Origin of the sequence: Bacillus sp. ChL18 (assembly GCF_026241425.1) — a bacterium.
In the GTDB taxonomy this organism is placed as follows: domain Bacteria; phylum Bacillota; class Bacilli; order Bacillales; family Bacillaceae; genus Bacillus; species Bacillus velezensis.
In genome coordinates, this window is the sequence record NZ_JAPHWE010000004.1 from 1 (window position 1) to 15,116 (window position 15,116).

15 protein-coding genes and 1 tRNA gene are annotated in these 15,116 nt (G+C 42.8%); 13 read left to right on the top strand and 3 right to left on the bottom strand.

From position 1 onward, the window contains the following. Window positions 1-47 precede the first annotated feature (47 nt). From OQ477_RS18450 to tsaD, 6 genes are all read left to right on the top strand, one after another. Window positions 48-124, top strand: a tRNA-Asp gene (locus OQ477_RS18450). A 181-nt stretch (window positions 125-305) separates the two neighbouring features. Beyond that, window positions 306-1,283, top strand: coding sequence for a thiamine-phosphate kinase (thiL, locus tag OQ477_RS18455; protein ID WP_239033872.1), 978 nt, complete (start codon window positions 306-308; stop codon window positions 1,281-1,283). 15 nt (window positions 1,284-1,298) lie between these two features. Then, entirely contained in the window at window positions 1,299-1,775 is a 477-nt protein-coding gene (gene tsaE, locus OQ477_RS18460) for a tRNA (adenosine(37)-N6)-threonylcarbamoyltransferase complex ATPase subunit type 1 TsaE (protein WP_088461566.1), read from the top strand. Continuing rightward, window positions 1,756-2,445, top strand: a complete 690-nt coding sequence (gene tsaB / locus OQ477_RS18465) for a tRNA (adenosine(37)-N6)-threonylcarbamoyltransferase complex dimerization subunit type 1 TsaB (RefSeq protein ID WP_265973446.1) — start codon at window positions 1,756-1,758, stop codon at window positions 2,443-2,445. The genes tsaE and tsaB overlap by 20 nt, the downstream gene beginning before the upstream one ends. 10 nt (window positions 2,446-2,455) lie before the next feature. Further along, complete coding sequence (gene rimI / locus OQ477_RS18470; RefSeq protein WP_003155993.1) at window positions 2,456-2,911, top strand: ribosomal protein S18-alanine N-acetyltransferase; 456 nt, start codon at window positions 2,456-2,458, stop codon at window positions 2,909-2,911. Next, entirely contained in the window at window positions 2,904-3,944 is a 1,041-nt protein-coding gene (gene tsaD, locus OQ477_RS18475) for a tRNA (adenosine(37)-N6)-threonylcarbamoyltransferase complex transferase subunit TsaD (protein WP_007408855.1), read from the top strand. Before rimI ends, tsaD begins: the two co-directional genes overlap by 8 nt. 222 nt (window positions 3,945-4,166) lie before the next feature. On the opposite strand, the gene OQ477_RS18480 is transcribed toward tsaD, so the two are convergent. Beyond that, window positions 4,167-6,095: an ABC-F family ATP-binding cassette domain-containing protein gene (locus OQ477_RS18480; protein ID WP_020953910.1), complete on the bottom strand. Its 1,929-nt coding sequence runs from the start codon at window positions 6,093-6,095 to the stop codon at window positions 4,167-4,169. 139 nt (window positions 6,096-6,234) lie between these two features. On the opposite strand from OQ477_RS18480, the gene moaC reads away from it, so the two are divergent. Genes moaC through tatC form a run of 4 tightly spaced genes read left to right on the top strand, consistent with a single transcriptional unit; the run spans window position 6,235 to window position 8,345 of the window. Further along, entirely contained in the window at window positions 6,235-6,747 is a 513-nt protein-coding gene (gene moaC, locus OQ477_RS18485; RefSeq protein WP_003155986.1) for a cyclic pyranopterin monophosphate synthase MoaC, read from the top strand. Next, window positions 6,744-7,391: a redox-sensing transcriptional repressor Rex gene (locus OQ477_RS18490; protein WP_265973447.1), complete on the top strand. Its 648-nt coding sequence runs from the start codon at window positions 6,744-6,746 to the stop codon at window positions 7,389-7,391. The genes moaC and OQ477_RS18490 overlap by 4 nt, the downstream gene beginning before the upstream one ends. 18 nt (window positions 7,392-7,409) lie before the next feature. Beyond that, window positions 7,410-7,580 carry a twin-arginine translocase TatA/TatE family subunit gene (locus OQ477_RS18495; protein ID WP_003155981.1) on the top strand — a complete coding sequence of 57 codons (171 nt, stop codon included), beginning with the start codon at window positions 7,410-7,412 and terminating at the stop codon, window positions 7,578-7,580. 6 nt (window positions 7,581-7,586) lie between these two features. After that, window positions 7,587-8,345 carry a twin-arginine translocase subunit TatC gene (gene tatC / locus OQ477_RS18500; protein ID WP_007609791.1) on the top strand — a complete coding sequence of 253 codons (759 nt, stop codon included), beginning with the start codon at window positions 7,587-7,589 and terminating at the stop codon, window positions 8,343-8,345. Window positions 8,346-8,383: 38 nt separating this feature from the next. Here tatC and OQ477_RS18505 read toward each other — a convergent pair whose 3' ends face one another. Together OQ477_RS18505 and OQ477_RS18510 are read right to left on the bottom strand one after the other, a co-directional pair. Further along, the gene (locus tag OQ477_RS18505; RefSeq protein WP_003155975.1) at window positions 8,384-8,575 is read right to left on the bottom strand and encodes a YdiK family protein; all 192 of its coding nucleotides are present in this window, start codon (window positions 8,573-8,575) and stop codon (window positions 8,384-8,386) included. Continuing rightward, window positions 8,572-9,306 (bottom strand): CPBP family intramembrane glutamic endopeptidase, encoded by a 735-nt coding sequence (locus OQ477_RS18510; protein ID WP_224181491.1) that lies wholly within the window; start codon window positions 9,304-9,306, stop codon window positions 8,572-8,574. Before OQ477_RS18510 ends, OQ477_RS18505 begins: the two co-directional genes overlap by 4 nt. A gap of 236 nt (window positions 9,307-9,542) precedes the next feature. Between OQ477_RS18510 and groES the strand changes: the two genes are divergently transcribed. The 3 genes from groES (at window position 9,543) to OQ477_RS18525 (ending at window position 15,077) form a co-directional block, all read left to right on the top strand. After that, window positions 9,543-9,827 carry a co-chaperone GroES gene (gene groES / locus OQ477_RS18515; RefSeq protein WP_003155970.1) on the top strand — a complete coding sequence of 95 codons (285 nt, stop codon included), beginning with the start codon at window positions 9,543-9,545 and terminating at the stop codon, window positions 9,825-9,827. 41 nt (window positions 9,828-9,868) lie between these two features. After that, complete coding sequence (groL, locus tag OQ477_RS18520; protein WP_003155941.1) at window positions 9,869-11,503, top strand: chaperonin GroEL; 1,635 nt, start codon at window positions 9,869-9,871, stop codon at window positions 11,501-11,503. A 577-nt stretch (window positions 11,504-12,080) separates the two neighbouring features. Next, window positions 12,081-15,077, top strand: a complete 2,997-nt coding sequence (locus OQ477_RS18525) for a DEAD/DEAH box helicase (protein ID WP_265973548.1) — start codon at window positions 12,081-12,083, stop codon at window positions 15,075-15,077. Window positions 15,078-15,116: the final 39 nt, after the last annotated feature.

Here is a 15,116-nt window from a genome sequence, read left to right on the forward strand (position 1 = left end):
AACCCGAAGGTCGCAGGTTCAAATCCTGCCCCCGCAACCAAAAAAATGGTCCGGTAGTTCAGTTGGTTAGAATGCCTGCCTGTCACGCAGGAGGTCGCGGGTTCGAGTCCCGTCCGGACCGCCATTTTTATTGTAAACGAAACGATCATGTTTTCGTTTTTTTTGTGTTTTCTTTTAAATGCTGGCAGCTTGGTATCTAACCAAGCTTTCTTTATATCGTTAAAGTCTTGGATATTGAAACATAATCCGATACACTAGAAAGAGCTGTATTTCACAAGAGCGTCAGAAAGGGAGACGGGAGATATATGGATGAGTTTGATTTGATTCACAGTATTACGCCGCATTCGCATTATCATCCTTCTGTCGATGTAGGGATCGGTGATGATGGTGCGGTTTATACAGCGTCACCCCATATGCAGCAAATTGTCTGCCTTGATACAATGGTGGAGAATGTCCATTTTAAATTAGAGTATTCCTCTCCTCATGATATCGGTTATAAAGCGCTTGCTGTTAACATTAGTGACGTGGCGGCGATGGGAGGCATTCCGAAGTTTTATTTGGTGTCTCTAGCGGTTCCTTCTTGCTGGCAGAAAGCTGACGTCCAGGCAATGTATGAAGGAATGGCGGAACTGGCGAAACTATATCAAATGGATTTGATCGGGGGAGATACCGTCTCCGCTTCCGGTCAAGCTGTTATTACCGTTACTGTCATCGGAGAAATTGAGAAGGATCGCGCTTGTCTGCGAAGCTCGGCAAGACCCGGGGATGTTGTGTTTGTTACGGGGGATATCGGTTCGTCTGCAGCAGGACTGTCTCTTTTATTGGGAGAAACACTCCCTTCTGCTTTTCATACGAGTGATTATTTTATCCGAAAACATAAACGGCCCGTTCCGAGAGTTCAGGTCGGCCGCTTCTGCTCTCAGCTTCAGCGCGCGGCTCTGAATGATATCAGTGACGGATTGGCCAGTGAGCTGCATGAAATAGCTGCGGCAAGTTCAGTTACGATAGAAATTGAAGAACAACTTCTGCCGGTGCATCCGGATTTGCCTGAGGCAGATTCTGAGTGGAAAAAATGGGTGTTATTCGGCGGTGAAGATTTTGAATTGGTTGGAACGGTTTCTCAGCAAGAGTGGATTTCTCTGCTTGATTACTGCACTCAATCAGGCATTCCGATAGCGAAGATAGGGGCGGTGTCTGAACGGAAGGAAGCATGTGTTCTTTTGACAGCCAATGATCAGAGACAAATCGTCCTTGAGAAAAAAGGATACAATCATTTTAAATAAGACGGGTGACTCACTTTGAAGACATTACAATGGAGAACGAAAAACCCCGAAGAAACGAAAGCCGTAGCCAAGCTTGCCGCTTCTTTGGCAAAGCCGGGAGACATTTTGACACTGGAAGGCGACTTAGGCGCGGGAAAAACGACTTTTACAAAGGGTTTTGCCGAAGGACTGGGAATCACGAGAGTGGTAAACAGCCCGACTTTTACAATTATAAAAGAATACCATGACGGTTCGCTTCCTCTATATCATATGGATGTGTATCGTATGGAGGATGAAAGCGAAGACTTAGGGCTTGAAGAATATTTTGAGGGACAAGGCGTCTGTTTAATTGAATGGGCTCATTTAATTCAGGATCAGCTGCCTGCTGAACGGCTGCAGATCGTCATCACAAGAGCCGGTGATGAGGCAAGGGACATTACCTTTATGGCTTGCGGAACACGGTATGAAACGCTTTGTGAGGAGATAAATAAACATGACAATACTGGCAATTGATACGTCAAATTACACGCTGGGTGCCGCGCTCGTTCGTGACAAAACGGTGATGGCGGAGTATATTACATATTTAAAAAAGAATCATTCCGTGCGGGCCATGCCTGCTGTCAATTCATTGCTGAAGGATTGCAGCCTAACACCGCAGGACCTTACAAAAATAGCGGTGGCGAAAGGACCGGGATCGTACACAGGTGTCAGAATTGGTGTGACGCTGGCAAAAACATTGGCATGGTCGCTGAAGCTTCCGGTTTCCGCTGTCTCGAGTCTGGAGGTGCTGGCGGCTAACGGACGGCACTTTCAAGGACTGATCTGCCCGTTATTTGATGCCCGGCGCGGACAGGTATATACGGGACTTTATGAATATCAGGATGGCCGATTACAATCCGTTCTTCCTGATCAGAATGTCCTTTTGACTGATTGGCTCGGCATGCTGAAAGAAAAAGCGTCTCCGGTTTTATTTTTAGGACACGATACAGCCATTCATGAAGAAACCATTCTTCATGAGCTGACATCTCAAGCAGTGATTGGAACGGCTGCACAGCATAATCCGCGGCCGTCAGAGCTGGCGTTTTTAGGCTTGGAAAAAGAAGAAGCGGATGTCCACAGCCTTGTTCCGGATTATTTGCGTCTGGCAGAGGCTGAAGCGAAATGGATGGAATCTCAAAAATAGGGTGATAGGGATGAAAACGAAAACGGCGATTCGAAGCATGCGGCCGGAAGATATTGATCAAATTTATGAAATTGAAACAGCATCCTTTACTTCTCCGTGGACGAAGGATTCATTTTATCATGAGCTTTTGGAAAATCCGTATGCCCACTACCTTGTCATTGAAAAGGACGGCTGTCTGGCGGGGTATTGCGGAATCTGGATTATTATAGATGACGCGCAGATTACGAATATAGCCATTAAGCCGGAATATCGGGGCCAATCATTGGGAGAAGCGCTGTTTCGCTCTGCGATAGAATTGTGCAGAGAAAAAAAGGCAAGAAGGCTCTCTCTCGAAGTCAGGGTCTCAAATCATCCCGCCCAATCCTTATATAAAAAATTCGGTCTTCAGGCCGGAGGAATCAGAAAACAATACTATACAGATAACGGGGAAGATGCGTTATTAATGTGGGTGACATTACATGAGTGAAAAACAAGATATTTATGTATTAGGAATCGAAACAAGCTGTGATGAAACAGCGGCCTCAGTCGTAAAAAACGGGAATGAAATTATTTCAAACGTTGTCGCTTCTCAAATTGAAAGCCATAAACGTTTCGGCGGGGTCGTGCCTGAAATAGCGTCCAGACATCATGTGGAGCAGATTACCCTTGTGATTGAGGAAGCTCTTTCAAAAGCGGAGATGGGCTTTGATGATCTTGATGCGATTGCCGTAACGGAAGGACCCGGACTTGTCGGAGCCCTGTTAATCGGAGTCAATGCGGCAAAGGCTTTAAGCTTTGCCCATCAAATACCGCTAGTCGGCGTCCATCACATCGCGGGTCATATTTATGCAAACAGGCTGATAGGAGAGCTTCAATTCCCGGCGCTTGCTTTGGTTGTGTCAGGCGGACATACGGAATTGGTTTATATGAAAGAGCACGGTTCATTCGAGGTTATCGGTGAAACGCTGGATGATGCCGCAGGCGAAGCTTACGACAAAGTGGCAAGAACGATGGGGCTTCCTTATCCGGGAGGGCCGCAGATTGATAAGCTGGCTGCTGTGGGAACGGATTCCATTCCGCTTCCGCGTGCGTGGCTGGAAGAAGGGTCTTACAATTTCAGCTTCAGCGGCCTGAAGTCAGCCGTGATTAACACGCTTCATAACGCCTCGCAAAAAAATGAGGTGATTCCTCCGGAGGATCTTGCCGCAAGCTTTCAGCAGAGTGTCATTGATGTACTGACGGCAAAAACCTCTAAGGCCGCGAAAGAATACGGGGTTAAACAAGTGCTGCTGGCAGGGGGCGTAGCCGCTAACAAAGGGCTGAGAGCCGCACTGCAGCAGGAATTCAGCCATTCGGGAGATCCCGAGCTTATCATCCCGCCGCTTTCCTTATGCACGGACAATGCAGCGATGATTGCGGCTGCCGGAACCGTTGCTTTTGAAAAGGGGATTCGGGGCTCATATGATATGAACGGACAGCCCGGTTTGGAATTAACATCCTTTGATCGTCTCACGTTGTAAAACGTGAGGCTTTTTTTACTTATTAACAGACAATTCTAACATATCCACAGGGTTGTGAATATATCCAGAAATCCAGGCTGGATAAGGGACTATAAGTTGTTAGTAAAGTGGATAAAGTCAGAAAATTTTGTGGATAGTGTGTATAAAACGCTTGCTTACATGGCTGACAAGGAGGATAGCTGTGGATAAAAAAGCACCCCTTAAAGAGGTGCTTGACTTTTTCTATTCTTCTGAGGAGAGTTCCTCCCATTCTGCTAATAAGTTCTCGAGCTCTTGATTCAGAGCTTCATTCTCCGCGTGAATGGTCTGTACCTTTTCATGATCCTGATACACGTCAGGATCGCACAGCAGCTCCTCATTGGCGCTGATTTTCTCTTCGGCGGATGAGACGGCCGCTTCGATTTCTTCAATGCGTCTCAGGCGCTGCCGTTCTTTCTTCTTCCATTCTTTTTCTTCCTCGTAAGTTCTTTTCGTATCCTGTTTGACCTTGCCGGCAGGCTGAGCCTGCTCCTTTTCCTGCCGCTTCATTTCTTCCAGTTCCAGCTGCTGGGCTTTTTTCTCAGTGTAATAGTCATAGTCTCCCAAATATTCTTCTGCATGATCAGGTGACAGCTCCAGCACTCTTGTGGCGATCCTGTTAATAAAGTAGCGGTCATGCGATACAAATAACAGTGTTCCCGGGTAGTCGATCAGGGCGTTTTCCAGCACCTCTTTACTGTCCAGGTCAAGGTGGTTTGTCGGTTCATCAAGGATGAGAAAGTTTGCTTTTTGAAGCATCAGCTTGGCAAGCGCGACTCTTGCTTTCTCCCCGCCGCTTAACGAGCGGACCGGTTTCAGGACATCGTCTCCGCTGAACAGGAAGTTGCCGAGGCATGTCCTGATCTCTTTTTCCGGCATGTCCGGATATTCATCCCACAGCTCGTCCAGCACGCGTTTGGACGAGGTCAGTTCAGCCTGCTCCTGATCGTAATAGCCGATTGTGACATTGGAACCGTACGTGATCGATCCGGATTCCGGACTGATTGTATTCATAATGGTTTTCAGCAAGGTTGATTTGCCGATTCCGTTCGGTCCGACGAGAGCGGCGCTTTCGCCTCTTGTAATGCCGAAGGTCAGGTTTTTCAAGAGCGGAGGCTGGCCGTCATAGCTGATAGAAACATCCTGTACGCGCAGGACGTCGTTTCCGCTCTGTTTTGTAATGTCAAAACGGAAGGCGGCTGATTTTTCATCCCCGAGCGGCTTTGCCATGACGTCCATCCGTTCAAGCTGTTTTCGTCTGCTTTGAGCTCTTTTCGTTGTAGAAGCTCTGGCCAGATTGCGGTCGACAAAATCTTGAAGCTTGGCGATTTCGTCCTGCTGTTTTTCATACAGCTTCAGGTCTTTCTCATACTGCTCGGCTTTTTGTTCTAAATAGGCGCTGTAGTTGCCGAGGTATTTTTTGCTTTCTGTCCGTGAGACCTCGTACACTTGGCTGACGACTTTATCAAGAAAGTATCTGTCGTGGGAAACGATCAGGATTGCGCCTGAATATCCCTGTAAATAATGCTCAAGCCATGTAAGCGTGTCGATGTCGAGATGGTTCGTCGGTTCATCCAGAATAAGCAGATCAGGCTGGGTCAGCAGCAGCTTTCCGAGCGCAAGCCTTGTTTTCTGACCGCCGCTCAGGCTTTGCACTTTCACGGAATCGTCAAATTTTCCGAAGCCGAGTCCGTGAAGGATAGATCGGACGTCCGCTTCATATTGATAGCCGCCTTTATCCTTGAAATCCTGCTGAAGCCTGTCATAGGTTTTCATCAGCGTCTCAAGCTCCGCCGGGGCGGCCGTGGCCATCTTTTCTTCAATAGAGCGCATCTCTTTTTCCATTGCTTTCAGGAAATCAAAAACGCTCAGCAGTTCTTCTTTTATGGTAAGCTGGGATTCCAATCCTGTGTGCTGGGCAAGATATCCCATCGTTAATTCTTTCGGTTTGATTAATTCACCCTTTTCATATGAAAGGTGACCTGCGATAATTTTAAGGAGAGTTGATTTGCCGGCTCCGTTTCTGCCTACTATGGCGATGCGATCCCGAGATCTGACTTCAAGCTTTATATTGTTTAAAATAGGATCAGCGCCAAAAGATTTGGATAGCTGATTAATTTGTAAGATCATCATATTATTTCACCTCTGTTATAATAAGTTAAGTGTAGCTTATCAACCTGCTGTCAGCAAACAATACATCAGAATTGGAACATTATAGGATAAGACATCAGGGAGAAAATAGTGTATGATCAGAAGTAAGGAGAGTTTAAATATGAATGGATTTTCTCATTTTAATGAAGAAGGCCGTGCCCGCATGGTGGATATAAGCGATAAATCTTCAACAGTCCGTACTGCCGCTGCGATATCCAGCGTACACATGAAGCATGACGTGTACAGCAGAATCAAAAACCGCGAGATCGGAAAAGGAGACGTGCTGGCTGTCGCACAGGTGGCAGGAATTATGGCCGCAAAACAGACGTCAGCGATTATCCCGATGTGCCACCCGCTTTCTTTAAGCAGCGTCGACATTTCATTCGGCTGGGAGGAAAAGGATTCCGAAGCCGTTCTTCATATACAGGCAAGCGTAAAAACGAAAGGGAGTACAGGTGTGGAAATGGAAGCGCTAACTTCCGCTTCAGTCTGCGCTTTGACCGTTTATGATATGTGCAAGGCGCTGGATAAAGGAATGGTCATCGGCCCGACCTGCCTCATGGAAAAAACAGGAGGCAAAAACGGTGATTTTAAAAGAGATGCATCTGAGTATAAAGTGGAGGACCAATCATGAACAAGGATCAATCAAAAATTCCACAGGCGACGGCAAAACGGCTGCCGCTTTATTATCGCTTTTTAAAGAATTTACACGCGTCAGGAAAGCAGCGTGTTTCATCAGCTGAACTGAGCGACGCGGTAAAAGTCGATTCGGCCACGATCCGCCGGGATTTTTCCTATTTCGGGGCGCTCGGCAAAAAAGGATACGGCTATAATGTGGATTACCTGCTGTCATTTTTTAGAAAAACGCTGGATCAGGATGAAACGACGAACGTCATTTTGATCGGTGTCGGGAATTTAGGGACGGCGTTTCTTCACTATAATTTCACAAAAAATAATAACACAAAAATATCTATGGCTTTTGATGTGAATCAGAGTAAAATAGGAACTGAGGTAGGCGGTGTGCCTGTCTTTGATCTTAATGATTTAGAGCTTCACATTAAGGATGAACCCGTGGCGATTCTTACCGTTCCGGCGGTTGCCGCCCAGCCAATCACCGACAGGCTCGTGTCGCTCGGAATCAAGGGAATCCTTAACTTTACGCCGGCCCGTTTGAATGTGCCGGATCACATTCGAATTCATCATATAGATTTAGCTGTAGAGCTTCAATCATTGGTTTATTTCTTAAAGCATTATTCTGTTTTGGAAGAAATTGAATAGCGAAAGGAGGAGCTGCACATGATCGGTCCTGGAAGCCTGGCGGTTATCGGTGTGGTGGCGGTGATTATTTTCGGTCCGAAGAAGCTTCCCGAATTAGGAAAAGCGGCGGGGGACACGCTTCGTGAATTTAAGAACGCTACTAAGGGATTAGCCGGTGAAGAAGAGGAAAAAAAGAAAGAAGAACAGTAAGATAGGATGACGCGTATGAGAGTGAATCAAATGACGCTTGTGGAGCATATTGCCGAACTTCGGAAACGATTGCTGATTGTGGCGTTATCCTTTACGGTTTTCTTTATTGCCGGCTTTTTTCTGGCAAAACCTATCATTGTGTATCTTCAAAAAGCCGATGAAGTAAAAGAGCTCACCCTTAATGCTTTTAACCTGACGGATCCGCTGTTTATCTTTTTGCAGTTCGCGTTTATCATCGGCATCATTTTGACTTCGCCGATTATTCTCTATCAGATTTGGGCGTTTGTCAGCCCGGGTCTGTACGAGAAGGAGCGCAAAGTAACACTCAGCTATATTCCGATTTCGATCGTGCTGTTTGTCGGCGGTGTGTCGTTTTCTTATTATATTTTATTTCCGCTGGTCGTTGATTTTATGAAGCGGGTCTCGAATGACCTCGATGTCAACCAGGTGATCGGGATCACCGAGTACTTTCATTTTCTGCTGCAGCTGACGATTCCGTTCGGACTGCTGTTTCAGATGCCGGTGCTGATCATGTTTTTAACGAGACTCGGTGTTATCACGCCGAGGTTTTTATCGAAGATCAGGAAGTATGCGTATTTTGTGCTGCTTGTGATTGCCGCGATGATTGCGCCGCCTGAGCTGCTGTCTCACTTGATGATTACCATCCCGCTTTGCATTTTATACGAGATCAGTATCCTGATTTCAAAAGCGGCGTACCGGAAAAGGCAGACCGGCAGTGAATCTGACCAGGACGTATCAGCATAAAAAAAGCCATTTCTCAATGATGAGAAATGGCTTTTCTTTTATTTTTGATTTTTTTTCACTTTAAATGAGAAGGCGAACATTTTAAACGAGATGCTGATATTATAAGCGGCGAAAACCATCAGCAGTATGGAATAAAAAGACCACATGCTTCCCGGAGAGCTTGCGGCCAAATACGTAAAGATACAGCCGACTGCGAAATAAATCAAGCCCCAAGTCATTGGGTTCCTCATACAAACAATCCTCCAATAATTAATTGCATTTGCTCACTATGCTGTTCAATATATTTTTGGGCGGGGCCGAGCTGCATGACCACGACAATGGTATTCATCATGACATGGGCGAATATCGGCACAATAATCCGTTTCGTCTGCACATACAAGAACGCAAAGGTAAAGCCCATGGCCGTATACAGCAGCAGGTGCGTGAGGTCTTGATGCACAATGCCGAAAATGACGGAACTGATCAGTCCGGCGATAAAGAAATTCGTTTTTTCATATAATACACCGAAGATGATCTTCCGGAAAATGATTTCTTCAAGAATCGGCCCGACGATAGAAGAAACGATAATCATGAGCGGCATGGCTTTAATAATGTTGAGAATGGCTTTCGTGTTTTCGGAACCGCTGCCCACATGAAAGACATACTGCTCAATCATCCCGGCGATTCCCTGAGAAAATAAAGCGAGCCATATTCCCGCGACCGCCCAGAGAACGGACATGCCGGCGGATGCTTTCTTCCCGTTTCTTAATGTCTGCTTCGGCGCGGTTCTCAAAATCAAGAGAACGATAATCAGGCAGATAAAAAAGCTTACGACGGAATAAATCCCCTGAGCCATGGTGAGATTCTCATTCGTAGGGTGCCCGCCCGCATAGCCGAATTTGTACATTAAAGGAATGCCGATCAATGCGGAAAGCTGCATGATAACATATGTCAAAATGATATACCAATACTGTTTTCTCAAATGATATGTACTCCTTTATCCTATAAAATCAACTTATTTGTTCTTATTGTAACACAAGTGAACTTGACGTGAAAAAAGGAGAAAATCAGTGCGAGAGAGAATCATGTAAGCGTGAAAATTTTTTATTCTTATGACTTGAAATTGGAAGTGAGATTCTTTATTATAATAACTGTGTTAGCACTCTTTAGAGCTGAGTGCTAAAATTACATATTCATACTATTGAGGAGGTTATTACATTGTTAAAGCCATTAGGTGATCGCGTTGTCATTGAACTCGTAGAATCTGAAGAAAAAACTGCCAGCGGAATCGTATTACCGGATTCTGCAAAAGAAAAGCCGCAAGAAGGCAAAATCGTGGCAGCCGGTTCAGGTCGCGTGTTGGAAAGCGGAGAGCGCGTTGCTTTAGAAGTAAAAGAGGGCGACCGCATTATCTTCTCAAAATACGCCGGTACTGAAGTGAAATACGAAGGTACTGAATACTTAATCTTACGTGAAAGCGACATTTTAGCTGTAATCGGCTAAGCAAATAAATATTTTTAAAAATTCGAGGAGGTTTCGTTAACATGGCAAAAGATATTAAGTTTAGTGAAGAAGCACGCCGCGCTATGCTTCGCGGTGTCGATGCGCTTGCTGACGCTGTAAAAGTAACTTTAGGGCCAAAAGGACGCAACGTGGTTCTGGAGAAAAAATTCGGTTCTCCGTTAATTACAAATGACGGTGTGACAATCGCAAAAGAAATTGAACTTGAAGATGCGTTTGAAAACATGGGTGCGAAGCTTGTAGCTGAAGTAGCCAGCAAAACAAACGACGTTGCCGGTGACGGTACGACGACTGCGACTGTACTTGCGCAGGCTATGATCCGCGAAGGCCTTAAAAACGTAACTGCGGGGGCTAACCCTGTCGGTGTGCGTAAAGGTATGGAACAAGCCGTGACTGTAGCAATCGAAAACTTAAAAGAAATTTCTAAGCCGATCGAAGGCAAAGAGTCTATCGCTCAGGTTGCTGCGATCTCTGCTGCTGATGAGGAAGTCGGAAGCCTTATCGCTGAAGCAATGGAGCGCGTAGGAAACGACGGCGTCATCACAATCGAAGAGTCTAAAGGATTCACAACTGAGCTTGAAGTTGTTGAAGGTATGCAATTCGACCGCGGATATGCGTCTCCTTACATGGTGACTGACTCTGATAAGATGGAAGCGGTTCTTGACAATCCTTACATCTTAATCACAGACAAAAAAATCACAAACATTCAAGAAATCCTTCCTGTGCTTGAGCAAGTTGTACAGCAAGGCAAACCATTGCTTCTGATCGCTGAAGATGTTGAAGGGGAAGCTCTTGCTACACTCGTTGTCAACAAACTTCGCGGCACATTCAACGCTGTTGCTGTTAAAGCTCCTGGCTTCGGTGACCGCCGTAAAGCAATGCTTGAAGACATCTCTGTTCTTACAGGCGGAGAAGTGATCACAGAAGACTTAGGCCTTGACCTGAAATCTACTGAAATCGGACAATTGGGACGCGCTTCTAAAGTTGTGGTAACGAAAGAAAACACAACAATTGTAGAAGGCGCAGGCGACACTGAAAAAATCGCTGCACGCGTCAACCAAATCCGCGCTCAAGTGGAAGAAACAACTTCTGAATTCGACAGAGAAAAATTACAAGAGCGTCTTGCGAAACTTGCCGGCGGCGTAGCTGTCATCAAAGTCGGCGCTGCGACTGAAACTGAGCTGAAAGAGCGTAAACTTCGCATCGAAGACGCCCTCAACTCAACTCGCGCAGCTGTTGAAGAAGGTATCGTATCCGGCGGTGGTACAGCGCTTGTCAACGTATACAACAAAGTCGCTGCAGTTGAAGCTGAAGGCGATGCGCAAACAGGTATCAACATCGTGCTTCGCGCGCTTGAAGAGCCGATCCGTCAAATCGCGCACAATGCAGGTCTTGAAGGATCTGTCATCGTTGAGCGCCTGAAAAACGAAAAAATCGGCGTAGGCTTCAACGCTGCAACCGGCGAATGGGTAAACATGATCGAAAAAGGTATCGTTGACCCGACAAAAGTTACACGTTCTGCTCTGCAAAACGCAGCTTCTGTAGCAGCGATGCTCCTGACAACTGAAGCGGTTGTCGCTGACAAACCGGAAGAAAACGCCGGCGGCGCAGGAATGCCTGACATGGGCGGCATGGGCGGTATGGGCGGAATGATGTAAACATTGCCCAAAAACCCAGTGAAAAATGGGGTTTCTAGACTCTTATCTACTTTGAAAATAACCGAAGAGTAACAAATGGGTGACATTTTCTTGAATAAGGGTCTAATTTAGAGGTTTTCCATGAGTTCTTTGAACTTTTGGGAAGCCTCTTTTTTATATAATTATAGTGCCAGTAGTTCCATTATTTGGGGAAGGCTCTCACTTCTGTTTGAGTTAATAAGGATATTTTAAAAAAGATTCTATTGCTTTCCAACTTTATGATGGATGGTGTGCTTAAGGAACCTGAGTATACTCTATTGTGATATATGTGTTTCTAATTTTCCGAGAGATCTTTTGGAATCTAAAATTAAGGAAATGGAACTTCATATTCTGATCGCACAATATACGTCCTGTAGGATTACAAATGCTAATGAGAATTTATATATCTTATTTATTTAAAGAAATTATTATGGATTTCAAAAATGTTTCCTTTTCTTGTGGCTGGCTATTTTGTTCGGTATAATCATAATAGGAATAATTATGTAAAATCATTAGGATTTTACACCTATTATTGGTTTGGGGTGATAATTTGAATATTGTGGAGCAAAGGTTAGGGAAAAATAAATTTTCTGGTTACCAGGTTAAGTCTAAATTTTTAGAAGCAGACGTAATAGTATCTAGTTGGAGTAACGGAGTAAGAGAGGTTGTTTCTAATGAAGTTGGTAGTATAGGTTTAAGAGCACCGCAATTTGGGGCAATGAGTGCTATTCGTTCACACTGGACTGTTAGTAAAAAAGCAGCAACAATTGTTATGCCGACCGGGACAGGCAAAAGTGAGACTATGTTAGCCACTATTGTTACTGAAAGAATACCTAAGTCATTAATAGTTGTACCATCTGATTTATTAAGGAGCCAAATTTATGAGAAAGCTAAGTCATTTGGTATCCTCTACGAAATTGGCATGCTTAATTGCGATATCCTGCCTCCAAATGTCTTTTTATACGGAGAGGGTATAAAAGAAAAAGAAAAGTTCGAAGAGTTTATCAAAAACTCTAATATAATTGTTACAACTATGGCATTAGCCTCTAGAATGCCTGATCAATATATCTCATATTTATCGGAAAATATAGATGTTATATTTGTTGATGAGGCGCATCACATAGGTTCAACAACATGGACAAAATTTAAAGAATCATTCAGTAAAAATAAAATATTACAATTTACTGCAACACCGTTTAGAGAAGATGGCAAGAAAATAGAGGGTAATATTTTGTATAACTTCCCCCTACGTTTAGCGCAAGAACAAGGGTTTTTTAAAAAAATAGAATTTATCCCCGTTGAAGAATTTGACGAACGAAAAACTGATTTAACTATAGCAGAAAAAGCAATAAAAATTCTTGAGAAAGATATTAAAAATGGTTATAAACATATTTTGCTGGTTCGTGCAAATAAAGTGAATCGTGCTGAAGAGTTATTTAATGAAATTTATGGAAAATTATATAAAAAGTTTAATCCCGTCTTAATTACTAATAGACAAACTACAAAAGAAAAACAAGCACGTATGGAATCCTTGAAAAATTATTCGTCAAAAGTTGTAGTTTGTGTAGATATGTTTGGGGAAGGGATTGATATTCCAAATTTAAAAATAGCAGCAATTCACGACAAATATAAATCGATCCCTATCACACTTCAATTTATTGGTCGATTTGCAAGAAGTAAAAAAGGCCTAGGTAACGCAAAATTAATCACTAATATAGCTGACGAAGATATAGCAGAAGCTTTACAGGACTTGTATGATAAAGATACAGATTGGAATAGGTTGTTACCAAGAAAATCGAATGAGTATATTGAAAGAGAAGTTTCTTTGCAGAAACTTATCGAGGGATTTAACACTGATAATATTGAAGAAATCAATTTAGTACATTTAAAACCAAAGGTTAGTATGGTTGCCTATCAAATAAATGATAAAGTTTGGGATTGGAGAAATTGGGAAAGTGAATTTAACCCGGAAATTTGCAGATGCTTTGCAAATGATGAAGAAAAAATCTTAGTTGTTATTGAACCTAGAGAAGTAGGAGTAAAGTGGACTACGCAACAAAATTTAAACAATTTAGAATGGAATTTTTATATCGTCTACTGGAGTCAGAAAAGGGAAACAGTTTTTCTAAATGCCTCAGATTTGTCGAAAGGACATCGATTAATTAAGAGTATTTTCTCTTCGGAACCTTTTACTATTAAATCCGAGCAAGTATTTAAATGTTTGTCTGGAATCAAACGTTTAATGTTGGGTACCGTTGGATTAAATAGCGGAATAGATGGTCCTATTAGGTATAAAATGTTTGCGGGTATTGATGTAGGAGAGGGTATATCGGAATCCAACAAAATAAATTCTTACAAATCAAATGTATTTGGGCATGGTTATGGAGGAAATGGTAAGGTTAGTATTGGTTGTTCTTATAAAGGGAAAATTTGGTCGAGGTGGGTTGAAAACATAGAGTATTGGAGAGAATGGTGTAATCAAATATTAGATAAACTTTTAGATCCTTCTATTGAAGTAAAAGATATTATGGAGGGGGTTCTGATTCCACAAATAATAACGAGTATTCCTAAAAAGCATCCATATAGGATAGACTGGCCAAACGATTTAGAATTCGAGATAGACCGTACAATTTTTCTATCGAATGTTTCTGGTGATTATAGTATTTTAGATGTTGATATATTGTTGGATGAAGTACAAACCGCTCCAAACCAAATTCATTTTTCAGTGAAAAATGGACATTTTAATGAGAGATTTAGCTTTGAAATAATAGATAACAAGCCATTGTTTCGCTCTAAAGGGGATTTTACCACAGAAATAAAAATTGGAAATGGATCAAAGGTTAGTTTAATAGATTTCTTTAATGAAAATCCCCCAACAATCTGGTTTGTTGATGGTTCATCAATTCAAGGCAATATTTTGGTTGAATTAAATAAAGAGGGAATAACAAGATTTCCAAAAACCTCAATTTCTTCTTGGGATTGGTTAGGTTTAGGTGTAGATATAAAAATAGAGTCTCAGCTTGAAAAGAAAACCTTTAATAAGAAAGAAAACTCGATTCAATACAATGTAATTAAAAAATTAAAAAATGAAGGTAATTACAGTATTATATTTGATGATGACGGAGCAGGAGAAATCGCAGATATAGTGGCTATTGCTGAAAAGGAAAATAAAATTCTCATTGATTTTTTCCATTGTAAGTTTGCGCACGGGGATAAACCAGGTAAACGTGTAGGAGATTTATACGAAGTTTGTGGTCAAGCTGATAAATCTGTTTTCTGGAAGCAGGATCCAATGGGCATGATAGAACGGATGATGTATAGAGAAAAACTACGAATTAGGGAGCAAAAACCATCGAGGTTTGAGAAAGGTGATATTGAGAAATTGAAGGCTATTAAGAATAAACTCTTAATTCAATCAATCGATTTAAAAATAATAATTGTGCAACCAGGTGTTAAAGCATCTGAAATTACAAACGATATGCACAGTATCTTGTCTACTTCTTATTCCTATTGCCTTGATACATTTTCAGTTCCCTTAAAATTGATATGTAGTTAATGAAAATAATTTAGAGAAAACACATGAAGAGGCAAAGTC

Coding starts and splice junctions, on each gene's coding strand:
- thiL (WP_239033872.1), top strand. CDS start 306: ATGGATGAGTTTGATTTGATTCACAGTATTACGCCGCATTCGCATTAT.
- tsaB (WP_265973446.1), top strand. CDS start 1,756: ATGACAATACTGGCAATTGATACGTCAAATTACACGCTGGGTGCCGCG.
- rimI (WP_003155993.1), top strand. CDS start 2,456: ATGAAAACGAAAACGGCGATTCGAAGCATGCGGCCGGAAGATATTGAT.
- tsaD (WP_007408855.1), top strand. CDS start 2,904: ATGAGTGAAAAACAAGATATTTATGTATTAGGAATCGAAACAAGCTGT.
- OQ477_RS18480 (WP_020953910.1), bottom strand. CDS start 6,095: ATGATGATCTTACAAATTAATCAGCTATCCAAATCTTTTGGCGCTGAT.
- moaC (WP_003155986.1), top strand. CDS start 6,235: ATGAATGGATTTTCTCATTTTAATGAAGAAGGCCGTGCCCGCATGGTG.
- OQ477_RS18490 (WP_265973447.1), top strand. CDS start 6,744: ATGAACAAGGATCAATCAAAAATTCCACAGGCGACGGCAAAACGGCTG.
- OQ477_RS18495 (WP_003155981.1), top strand. CDS start 7,410: ATGATCGGTCCTGGAAGCCTGGCGGTTATCGGTGTGGTGGCGGTGATT.
- tatC (WP_007609791.1), top strand. CDS start 7,587: ATGACGCGTATGAGAGTGAATCAAATGACGCTTGTGGAGCATATTGCC.
- OQ477_RS18505 (WP_003155975.1), bottom strand. CDS start 8,575: ATGAGGAACCCAATGACTTGGGGCTTGATTTATTTCGCAGTCGGCTGT.
- groL (WP_003155941.1), top strand. CDS start 9,869: ATGGCAAAAGATATTAAGTTTAGTGAAGAAGCACGCCGCGCTATGCTT.